The sequence below is a fragment of the Chryseotalea sp. WA131a genome (assembly GCA_025370075.1).
In the GTDB taxonomy this organism is placed as follows: Bacteria; Bacteroidota; Bacteroidia; order Cytophagales; family Cyclobacteriaceae; genus ELB16-189.
The window spans coordinates 3,759,525-3,770,503 of the sequence record CP073016.1; the positions used below are offsets into that span (position 1 = coordinate 3,759,525).

The following is a 10,979-nucleotide window of genomic DNA, read 5'->3' on the forward strand; positions in this document are numbered from 1 at the left end:
TTAGTATGGTGCTGCTGATTTAACATGAACGTCCAATCATATCCAAGCAATGAATAATCATGATTATCGCAAAAATCAAACTCATAAAAGTTTAAGACTTTTGAAATGGTTCTGCCCAACCCACCTCTACGAAGAAATCGAAGGTGATCTCATTCAGAAATTCGATCGCGATGTGAAAACGGTTGGAGAAAGAAAAGCGAAGCGGAGATTAATGTGGAATGTGGTGAGGTTTTTTAGGCCGGGTATTTTGTTGAGGAATAGATTTCTAAAGACTAAAAACATAAACCATATGTTGATACATAATTTTCGATTCTCCGTTCGGCATCTGCTAAAGCAAAAAACGAATTCAGCTATACATATTTTGGGGCTCACGTTGGCCATTACTGTTTGCTTGTTGATTGGCTTGTTCGTGCAGTTCCAGCTTGGTTTCGATTCGTACCATCATTCTACCGAAAGGATCTATCGGATAAACTCTGTTTTCAGAGAAAGTGAAATCGATTTTCATTTGTACGCCACGCCACTGCCGCTCGCACAAGCCATTCGCGGGCTGGTAGCGGGCATTGAAAAAGTCGCATTGACGCGCGCACTGTTTGAAACAACAATTGAAGTCAGTCCTCAGAAAATCCTCAAGCAAAACCACATCCTTGCTGTTGAGCCAGACTTTCTCAACATTTTTGATATTGACATACTACAAGGCGATGGCCATCAAATCTTGGCCAAACCGCACCATGCACTTATTTCTGAATCAACTGCCAAGAAACTTTTTGGCGATGATGAGCCTATAGGCAAAACCATTAAATTCAAAAATAAATTTCTCATTACCGTGGGCGGAATTTTTCGCGATCCACCTTCTAACACCAGCCTGCCCGCTTCGATGCTGATTTCATATTTAGACAATGATGTGCTGTTGGAAAACGGAGATACTTGGTTCTTTGGTGACTTCACTTGGGTAAAACTTCAAGCTTCAACATACATACGTATTCAAGAGAATGCGGATATACAAAATATTACCACGCAGTTAAAAAAGCTCTCTGAGCAAAACATAAATTCATCCCCCACATTAAGTGAAAAAATAAAAGGCACTTTTGAAGTTCAACCATTGCGCGAAATACATTTCGATACAAAGCATTTTGGCGGTGGCCCGTGGGTAAGTGCCATCAATCGTTCATGGCTTTGGTTTTTTGTGGGCATCGGTGGCGTTGTGTTGCTGCTGGCGTGCGTTAACTTCCTAAACCTATCGACTGCCCGCGCCTTTACGCGAGCCAAAGAAGTAGGCATACGCAAGTCCATTGGCGCAAAAAACAATCAATTGGTTGTGCAGTTTTTGATGGATGCATTTGTGATTATAACTATTGCGGCCGGACTGGCCATTCTCATTTCTTCGTTGTCGATTGATAGAGTAAATATGATCGTGGATGCACAAATTCCATGGCAGAGAGTTTGGTCAATCAAAACGATTGCGCTTTTAGCGGGAGGAATCATTATCATATCTCTACTTACTGGAATTTATCCTGCATGGTTCATCTCCCGCTTCAATCCGATCGCCACGCTCAAGTCGAATTTTGTTTCGGGAAAAAGTTCTGGCGCATGGCTTCGCAAATCGCTGGTGACGGTCCAATTTGTATTGTCCACCATTTTGATAATTGCCGTATTGGTGATTGCTGCGCAAGTGAACTATATTCACGAGAAAGACCTCGGTTTTGAAAAGGACAACATAGTAACAGTCGCAGTAGAAGATGCAAGCAAAGCGCAAAATCTATTGCAAGGCCTTCATCAATTGTCTGGCGTAAAAGATGTTTCGCTTTCGCGTACAGCACCTATCAGCAACGACCATTGGTGGAACACAATTAGTCAAAGTGCTACCAGTGAGCAGCGATATTCCGTATGCGCCATCCACGCAGATGAGCGGTTCTTTTCCTTTTACAATCTCAAACTTCTGAGCGGTCGTATTCCGCAGCCTTCTGAGTTCATACCAGAATCCCTTCAGAATGAATCTGGCACAACAAAAGTGGTGGTGAATGAAGACTTGCTGGCGAAACTAAACTTGGGGTCGCCCAGTGAAGCCATTGGCAAACATTTTTGGTGGGGCAGCAACGCGGAAATCACCGGTGTGGTTTCAAATTTCCACACCGAGCCACTGATGTTTGGTGTCTCGCCTACCCTTATCACGCAAGGTCTGAGTCTCTATCAGCAAGTGAACATCAAAATTGAGAAAGGAAGTAACTTCGCTCAGACTATTGAGGCCATTGAGCGGGAGTGGAAAAAGCATTTTCCGGAGAGCGTGTTTGAAGTTAAATTCCTAGACCAGCAAATCAAACACTTTTATCAACTCACGGAAAGGATTTACAGTTTATTTAAAGTTTTTGCGCTGATGGCCATACTGATTTCCTGCCTTGGTCTGTGGGGATTGGTGAGCTATGTCGCCACGCAGCGAACCAAAGAAATAAGCATCCGAAAAGTGTTTGGAGCTTCTGTGCAATCTTTATTGCTTCTGCTTTCGCGCGATTTTATCATCACCATTGGTGTAGCTTTTCTGCTGGCATCGCCATTGGGCTACCTGTTGATGCGGAAACTGCTTACCAACTTTGCCTATCGAGTGGATATTGGTTGGGACGTGTTTGCTGTTGCCGTATTGTGCCTTGCATTAGTCTCAATGGCTACACTTGGTTTTCAAATCGTTCGCACCGCCACCACAAATCCTTCAAGCACGCTGAAAAATGAATGACAACAAACCGATATTTCCTATTCGGCTCCTTAACTGGTTCTGCCCCGCGCACCTCCACGAAGAAATCGAAGGCGACCTCATTCAAAAATTCAATCGCGATGTGAAAACGGTTGGAGAAAGAAAAGCGAAGCGGAGATTAATGTGGAATGTGGTGAGGTTTTTTAGGCCGGGTATTTTGTTGAGGAATAAGTTTTCAAATAACCTTTTTCAAAAGACTATGATTCAAAGTCAATTGACGTTTACGTTCCGTGTATTCTCGCGCAACAAACTGTTTTTGGGTGTCAGTGTTTTGGGGCTCTGCATCAGCATTGCGGCCTGCATCCTAGTGCTGGAGTATGCCAAGTTTGAATTGAGCTACGATAAGTTTTTTCCAAGGCACAAAAACATCTATCGCCTCCAACACAATCGCTATACAAAAGGAGATTTGCTTTACAAAAAAGCAATGACCTTTCCTGAAGTTGGTCTTGCGATGAAGGACTACTTCCCAGAGATAGAACAGGTGGGCCGATTGTTTCCTGTTAGTATAAACGTTGAGCCGGTCTTTACAGCCATTGACAAATCTGGTGAGCGGAGAAGTTTTACAGAGCCTAATTCCTACTGTGCCGACAGTACGTTCTGCAAAGTATTTGATCTCGATTTTATTTATGGAGACGATGCCTCCGCATTAAATGGCAAAGACAAAGTCATTCTGTCAAAGTCAACAGCCCTGAAATATTTTGGGAGACTGGATGTAGTGGGAGAAACCTTAAAGGGAAATGTGGGTGAAAGCGATATCATAGTCACCGGTGTGTTTAACGATCTACCCGCCAACTCGCATTTACAGTTTGACGTATTGTTATCATGGTTTGATGTCTATGAAGAGCGTAGTTTATTTACGTGGGATGGCTTCTATAATTATGTATTGCTGAAGGATGTTCATGATCTGCAGCGAGTAAAAGAACGGTTGCCGCAATTCGCTAAATCGTATACTGGAGAATACTACAAACAACATCCGAACTCGAAATCGGAGTTTGAATTGCAACCGCTTGAGACCATCCACCTCGACTCGCATTTGGATGGGGAGATGAAGGCCAACGGAAACCGAAACATTGTTTATGGTCTGTTGATTGTAGCCTGCTTCATCATTGTGATCGCTGTCATCAATCAAATCAATCTGAACACTTCGCGCTCGCTGGATCGTGTAAAAGAAGTGGGTATCCGCAAAACCATTGGCTCGTCTAAAACGCAATTGTCGTCACAATTTTTAATGGAGTCGTTCATCATCAATCTGCTATCGGCTGCATGTGGCATATTACTCGTGTGGCTTCTTTATCCAAAGTTCAATGATCTCTTTGAGTCGTCAATTTCACTTACGATGTTTTCACAGCCCATTTTCTGGGTAGCTCTTATCATCTTTATAGTGACAGTCTCCATTCTCTCCAGCTTTTACCCTGCGTTTATGCTCATTCGTTACAAAGTATACGAGGCATTGAAGGGTTTGACCGTGCGCGAAAGGAAGTCAAATTTACAAAGAGCATTGGTAACAGCTCAGTTTGCTATTTCATTGATTTTGATTATCGCAACCTACACTTTGTTCCAACAAATCACGTTCATGCAGACCAAGGACTTAGGTTTTGGCATCGAGCGGAAACTTGTGGTAAAAGTACTGCCGGCACCCGGAGAGGAAATTGATACGCTGTTTCTCCAGAAAATTACTTCTATAAAGAATGAGTTGAGATCCCATTCCTTTTGCAGGGTTTCTACAATTTCGTCCGATATCCCGGGAAGGAAAAATGAATGGCGCGGCTCAAGTCGTTTGGCTGGAGACGAAAGCAATCCGGTTATTCGGGCCAACTTGTCTCGTGTGGATGAGGATTTTATCGAAGCATTCGATTTGAAGTTGATAGCAGGTCGCAATTATACTTCTTCGCTTAACAACGGAAATTCTATTATCGCGAATGGCGAAGTGATCAAGCAATTGGGTTTCAATTCCCCTGAAGAGGCCATTGGTAAAAAGGTTTTGACCTTCGGAGAGCGGGAGATCATTGGCGTGGTAGAATCATTCCACGAAGCCGGGCTTCATGAAAACATCAGTCCGTCCATGTATATCACCGGGGCGGGCTACATGAAATTTCTTACTCTCGCCATGACCGATGGAAATATTCCAAAACAGTTAGAGCAAGTTGAAAAAATCTGGAAGAAGCATTTTCCGCATAAACCATTTGAATATTTCTTTTTGGATGACTTTTTCAATCGACAATACCAAGCCGATGTGTTGATGGGTCAGAGCATCGGGCTTTTCTCAGTTATCGCGATTATGATTGCCTGCCTCGGTCTTTTCTCACTCTCAGTCCACACCATCCATAAAAAGACAAAAGAGATTGGCATTAAGAAAATTTTGGGCGCAGGTATCTCTACCATAACGTTCGAACTCTGCGGAAATTTTCTACTGCCCATTGGGCTTTCGGCATTTGTCGGCATCCCCTTAAGTTATTATTTGATAAGATGGTGGTTGGCGCAGTACGCATTCAGGATTGATATCACATACCTCTTGTTCATCGTGCCATTGATTATACTAATGGCGATGGGCTTATCCACCACCGTTTTTCAGTCAATTCGAGCCGCCAGCCAAAACCCGGTTGATAGCTTAAGGTATGAGTAATGAGCACCGTCATACTGCACTCAGGATTTTGAATTGGTTCTGCCCTCCCCATTTGCATGAAGAAATCGAAGGCGACCTCATTCAAAAATTCAATCGCGATGTGAAAACGGTTGGAGAAAGAAAAGCGAAGCGGAGATTAATGTGGAATGTGGTGAGGTTTTTTAGGCCGGGTATTTTGTTGAGGAATAGGTTTTCAATGGAATTAAATCAATCTTATATGTACAGAAGTTATTTCAAAATCATGCTGAGGAATATGATTAAACAAAAATTCTATTCTGCTATCACAATGCTAGGCCTCACCGTGGGAATTACCTTTGCTTTGCTTACCGGGATTTTCATTTGGGGCGAACTGCAGGTGAACACCGATTTGAAAGACGTGGATCGCCTCTACCTTTTGGAGACCCATTACAAAACCAACGAAGGCAACCAGCCGCCTTTTTTTGTACCTGCTCTATTGGGTCAGGCAGCGATTGAGCAGTACCCAACCTTATTTGAAAACTACTATCGCTTTCGTGATCGGGCTATAACCGTTTCCAAAAGCGACAAACATTTTCGTTTGCAGAGTATGATTGGGGACTCTACTTTTTTTGACATGTTCGGATTTCACATTTTGCATGGGGATCCACAAAGTGCGCTGAACAAACCCAACACAATCGTAATCACCGAAAAGATTGCTCGGCAATTTTTTGATAGATCCGATGTGACAGGCGAATCGCTAACGCTGAGTACTGAAGTAAGCGGATCAAAAGAGCATTTGATTACAGCCGTGATCGCAGATGTACAGGAAAAGAATTCGGTCACCGACTTTATGAACTCGGATGCACAGATCTTTTTGCCACAAGAAAGTCGGACAGACTTTAATCTTGGCTTCCAGGACGAATGGAATACTGGCATCATTACCTATTTAAAACTAACGGATGGGGCATCGCCTGTTGAGGCAACTGCTGTTCTCAATAAAATATTACAAAAGGATGCCCCTAAAGACATCAGCAACGACAAAACTATTGTACTTGATCCGTTGAGCAATTATTATTTGCTCACAAATCACGGAGCTGTTCAAAAGCTTATTGTATCCCTGATGGTGATTGTTGCGTTCATTTTGTTACTGGCGGTTACCAATTTTATCAATATTTCCATTGCGAGTTCTTTTTCGCGGCTAAAGGAAGTGGGTGTACGCAAAGTTATTGGTGGTGTCAAGGGGCACGTGCTTATTCAGTTTTTGTCGGAGTCATTGCTGCTCGCAACTGTTTCTGGCACGGTATCGTTGCTTCTCTATGAAATTCTTCATAATTACTTTGCCAATGTCTTAGGTGTTTCATTGCCATCTTTATTGAAAATGAGTTTCCTTTTCTGGGTTTACTTTTTGACAAGCACGATTGCTGTGGGGTTCCTGGCTGGAATCTATCCTTCATTCTATTTAGCATCTACGGGAGCGATCGAGTCGCTAAAAGGGAAATTCAATTCGGTGAAAGGTACGCTTCGCTTTTCGCGAGGGTTAGTTGGGTTTCAATTCCTTGTGGCAGTGTTTACCCTTATCACTTCGTTTGTTATGTCAAGGCAGATTTCCTATTTCATGGAAACTGATTTGGGTTATGATAAATCACATGTTTTGATTGCGTCATCGCTGCCGCGGATATGGACGGAAGAAGGAATGAACAAAATGGATGTGGCAAAAAGAGAGTTTCTGACTTCGCCCAAGATAAAGTCCGTTTCACTTTCGTGGGGATCACCCAATTTTAATTTTGAACCATACAAAGCCAACATTAACCATGCAGGCCAACCGACTGAGAAAGGAATACTCACCAGCATGAGCAGTGCCGATGAAGCGTATGCGAACGTCTATGGATTAAAACTTTTGGACGGGAAATTTTTCTTTGATGAGGGCGAACCTTTCCAGACCAATCGGTTGGTCTTGAATGAATCGGCACAGAAAGCATTGGGCATCCAGGTGGGCGATAAACTAGATATTCAGTTTTCCGATCAACAGTTTACTGTAGCAGGCATTGTCAAAGATTTTCATTTTGAGTCGATGCATGAGAAAATAAAGCCGGTGGCCTTCACGCACAATCGCGACTTTCAGGCTTATCGGTATTTTTCTTTTAAACTAAACCCGGGAAGCATTGTGCAATCTGTTCAAGAAGTAGAACGCCTTTGGAAAAATATTTTTCCCAACGATCCCTTTGTTTATGCGTTCACCGAAGATCGGTTGGCCATTACCTATCAGACCGAACTTCAACTACGAAAAGCCACAGCCTTTGCTTCGGTTCTAATACTGATTATTGTTTTAACGGGCGTGCTGGGCCTGGTGTCACTTAGCGTAACCAAAAGAAATAAGGAGATAGGCATTAGAAAGGTATTGGGTGCTTCTGTTTCCAATATCCTTGCTTTAATCTCTCGTGAGTACGCTTTGCTAATGATAATAGCATTTGGATTAGGCATTCCTGTCAGCTACATGTTTATATCCCAATGGCTAAGCGGATTTGCTTACCGTATTGATGTAGATGGGTGGATGTTTGTTGTCCCAATTCTTGCTCTATTCTGTATAACAATAGTTATGGTTTGCGCCCAATCATTTAAAACGGCTAAGTCTGATCCAGTGAAGTCATTAAAGTATGAGTAACGGTAGGTTATTTGGTTTTGCTTTGTTATTTCTTAACTGGTTCTGCCCCGCGCACCTCCACGAAGAAATCGAAGGAAGCTTCGGGGTTTTTCTTTTGGTACTGGTAACTCTGGCGGCCGGATACTCCGCCTTGAAATCGGGGGCAACGAATCCAGTTGATGCAATCAAAACCGAGTGAGATGAAAATAGTGTTTAACCAAGTCGATTAGGTTACCGCTTCACAATCACAAACTCTACTCTTCGGTTTAGTCTTCGGCCTTCTTCATCTTTGTTGGCAGCTATTGGCCTCGTGCCACCAAAGCCTTTACCACTTATTCGGTTAGGTTTGATTCCCTTCAAAACTAAATAAGCTTTTATTCGGTCAACTCGCTGTTGCGACAGCTCCATGTTTTTCTGCGCGTCTCCTTGGTTATCAGTGTGGCCTTGCAATTCTATTTTCACTTTTTGGTTTTCTTTTAAAAAGGTTACCACTCCATCTAGCTCTGGGTAAGAATTCACAAGCGAATCGTTTTTCAAGACCGTAAAGTGCAGCCTAACTTTTGCAAAGGACTTTCCATTCACAAATCCTGCCACTTTGGGGTAAAAAATTTCTACGGTAGGATTTATGACAACCAATGATTGGCTGATTACATGAGTTTGGCTTGCACCTAATCGTTTGAAATCCAACTCAATTTTCTTTTGGATTTCATTGATTATGGGCGTTTTAAAAAATTCTTCGAGTGGCTTAACCTTTAATTTTTTATAAACTACCTCGCCATAGAATTTTTCCCTTTCATCTTTTGGTACCGAAATCAAAACCCGAAATGCAGAAAAATCTACTTTTCTGATTTTGGACTTACTATCGTACAACGGTGGTTTTAGATAGAAAAGACGAGAGTTGATTTTGTTTTGTGACAAAGAAATTTTTACCCCTAGCAATAGAAGGAAAAAGAGTAAACAAAATTTCTTTGCATTCAATGAGAGCATTCACCCCAATAGCTAAGCACCCTCCACGTCAACAGGTCTTTTATCAACCCTCCGTGTGCCTCCATACAACTCGTACTCCAACAATCTACAGTCCAACTGGGCGGTATAAAACTCTAACCGCTTGCTTGTTTTCAATCTGATCTTTTTTGCAAGGTCGGGGTTGCCTGTAAAAATATAGCCTGTGTAACCTTGGCATTTCTTTTTCATAAAATCACCAATACGGGTATAAGTAGCCTCCAACTCAACGGGGTCGCCCAAACGTTCGCCATATTCGGGATTAAAATAAACAATGGCAGGTGCTGTTGGCAATGTGGTCAGTTCAAAATCACAAAGCTCAAAATGGATTAAGCTTTCAACACCTGCTATGCCTGCATTTACTTTTGCTATTTGAATGGCATCATCGCTAAGGTCCGATGCAATTATTTTCAAATCGGGTGCCTCCACAATTTGCGACTGTAGTTTGCCCATTTCTTCTGCATATACTTTCTCATCGTAGCCCAACACGTGCATGAACGAATAGTTTTTTCTGAATAGCCCTGGCCTGCGATTGGTAGCCATCAAAGCTGCTTCAATCGCTAATGTGCCTGATCCACACATGGGGTTGATGAAGGGCATTTTCTGATTCCACTTGGAAGCAAAAATAGTAGCGGCCGCTAATGCCTCGAGCATGGGTGCCTTACCGGGGATTTTTCGGTAGCCATGCTTGGCTAATGTCTGTCCAGAGGTATCCAAAAAAATTTCTGCTTTGTCGTCCTTCCAATACAAATGAAGTACCGCCTTATCATGCGAAGAACCAGAATCCGGTCGGGCGGCCACTTCTCTGCGCATGTGGTCCGCTACGGCATCTTTCACTTTCACGTTAATGAACATATCGTTGTTGACAGTGAAGTGATCCACATTGCTGGTGACCGAAAAATAACTTTGTGGCGACAGCCAACGCTCCCATGGATAGCGAAGCAATTTCTTATAAACTTCTTCCGGATCTCGGGCAGTAAATGCATCGAGCGAAAAAAGTACTTGACTAGCACAGCGCAGATTGAGGTTGAGCCGAATGCAATCATTGACGGTGCCTTGCAGCTCTACACCCGTAATAAATTTTCGTTCAAGGGTAAAGCCAAGTTCTTCTACTTCTTGCGCTAAAAAAGGAGAAAGTCTTTTTGGACAAGTGATGATGATGCGGCTAGAGGTGGTGAAGTTGCTCATTTCATTGTGTGATTTTATTAAAAGAAGCCCCAATCCCTCTTATCAAACTTGAACTAAACCCGCGGTGCTCCATTTCATTTAGGCCAACAATGGTGCAACCCTTGGGTGTAGTCACTTTATCAATTTCTTCTTCGGGGTGGCGATTGCCTTGCAGCAAAAGCTCGGCTGCCCCTTTCACTGTTTGCGCGGCAATCAAATTTGCCGTCTTGGCATCAAAGCCAATTTCAATTCCTCCTTGCGTGGCCGCACGAATAAAGCGAAGGGCATACGCAATTCCGCAAGCTCCCAAAACAGTAGCCGCGTCCATTAGTTTTTCTTCAATCGGGATAGTAATGCCCAACTGATTGAAAAGAGATTCTACATATTCGATTTGTTCAGTGGTGGCGCCACGTTGGCAAATGCAAGTTACCGATTCTTGAATAGCGATGGCCGTGTTGGGCATGGCACGGAAAATGGGAAAGTCGCTTTCAAAAATATCGGCCAAGTCCTTCAAAAAAACGCCCGTTACTACGCTGATGATGATATGCTTCTTCGGGTCAAATGATTTCTTTAGACCAGTAAGCACTTCTTTTACATTAAAAGGTTTTAAAGCCACAATGATTACTTCGCTTCCGCAGATGGCAGCCTCATTGTCATCGGTCGTATTCACGCCTTTTTCTTTTAATTCATGTAGGCGAGCGAGTGTCCTTCGCGTAACGGTGATATCACTGGCTTTTGCAAACGAACTCTTAATAAGCCCTTCGGCAATGGCAATGCCTAAATTTCCTCCTCCTATGATGGCGATTTTCTTTTTTGTCATGAATATTTAGATGTAAGTGCAAATA

At 42.9% G+C, this 10,979-nt stretch carries 6 protein-coding genes; 3 read left to right on the plus strand and 3 right to left on the minus strand.

What is annotated here, in order from left to right:
• The first annotated feature begins 100 nt into the window (after positions 1 to 100).
• From KA713_17295 to KA713_17305, 3 genes are read left to right on the plus strand one after another with little or no spacing between them, the layout of a single operon-like run.
• On the plus strand, positions 101 to 2,725 hold the full coding sequence (locus KA713_17295) for an ABC transporter permease (GenBank protein UXE66188.1): 2,625 nt from the start codon (positions 101 to 103) through the stop codon (positions 2,723 to 2,725).
• Complete coding sequence (locus KA713_17300) at positions 2,718 to 5,366, plus strand: ABC transporter permease (protein ID UXE66189.1); 2,649 nt, start codon at positions 2,718 to 2,720, stop codon at positions 5,364 to 5,366. The genes KA713_17295 and KA713_17300 overlap by 8 nt, the downstream gene beginning before the upstream one ends.
• Positions 5,359 to 7,986, plus strand: coding sequence for an ABC transporter permease (locus tag KA713_17305; protein ID UXE66190.1), 2,628 nt, complete (start codon positions 5,359 to 5,361; stop codon positions 7,984 to 7,986). The genes KA713_17300 and KA713_17305 overlap by 8 nt, the downstream gene beginning before the upstream one ends.
• A 210-nt stretch (positions 7,987 to 8,196) precedes the next feature.
• Here the strand turns inward: KA713_17305 and KA713_17310 are convergent, their stop codons facing one another.
• The 3 genes from KA713_17310 to proC are packed head-to-tail and all read right to left on the minus strand — an operon-like array spanning position 8,197 to position 10,954.
• On the minus strand, positions 8,197 to 8,952 hold the full coding sequence (locus KA713_17310) for an OmpA family protein (GenBank protein ID UXE66191.1): 756 nt from the start codon (positions 8,950 to 8,952) through the stop codon (positions 8,197 to 8,199).
• 12 nt (positions 8,953 to 8,964) lie between these two features.
• Positions 8,965 to 10,155, minus strand: coding sequence for a class I SAM-dependent RNA methyltransferase (locus KA713_17315; GenBank protein ID UXE66192.1), 1,191 nt, complete (start codon positions 10,153 to 10,155; stop codon positions 8,965 to 8,967).
• Position 10,156: 1 nt separating this feature from the next.
• On the minus strand, positions 10,157 to 10,954 hold the full coding sequence (gene proC, locus KA713_17320) for a pyrroline-5-carboxylate reductase (protein UXE66193.1): 798 nt from the start codon (positions 10,952 to 10,954) through the stop codon (positions 10,157 to 10,159).
• Between the last annotated feature and the right edge of the window lie 25 nt (positions 10,955 to 10,979).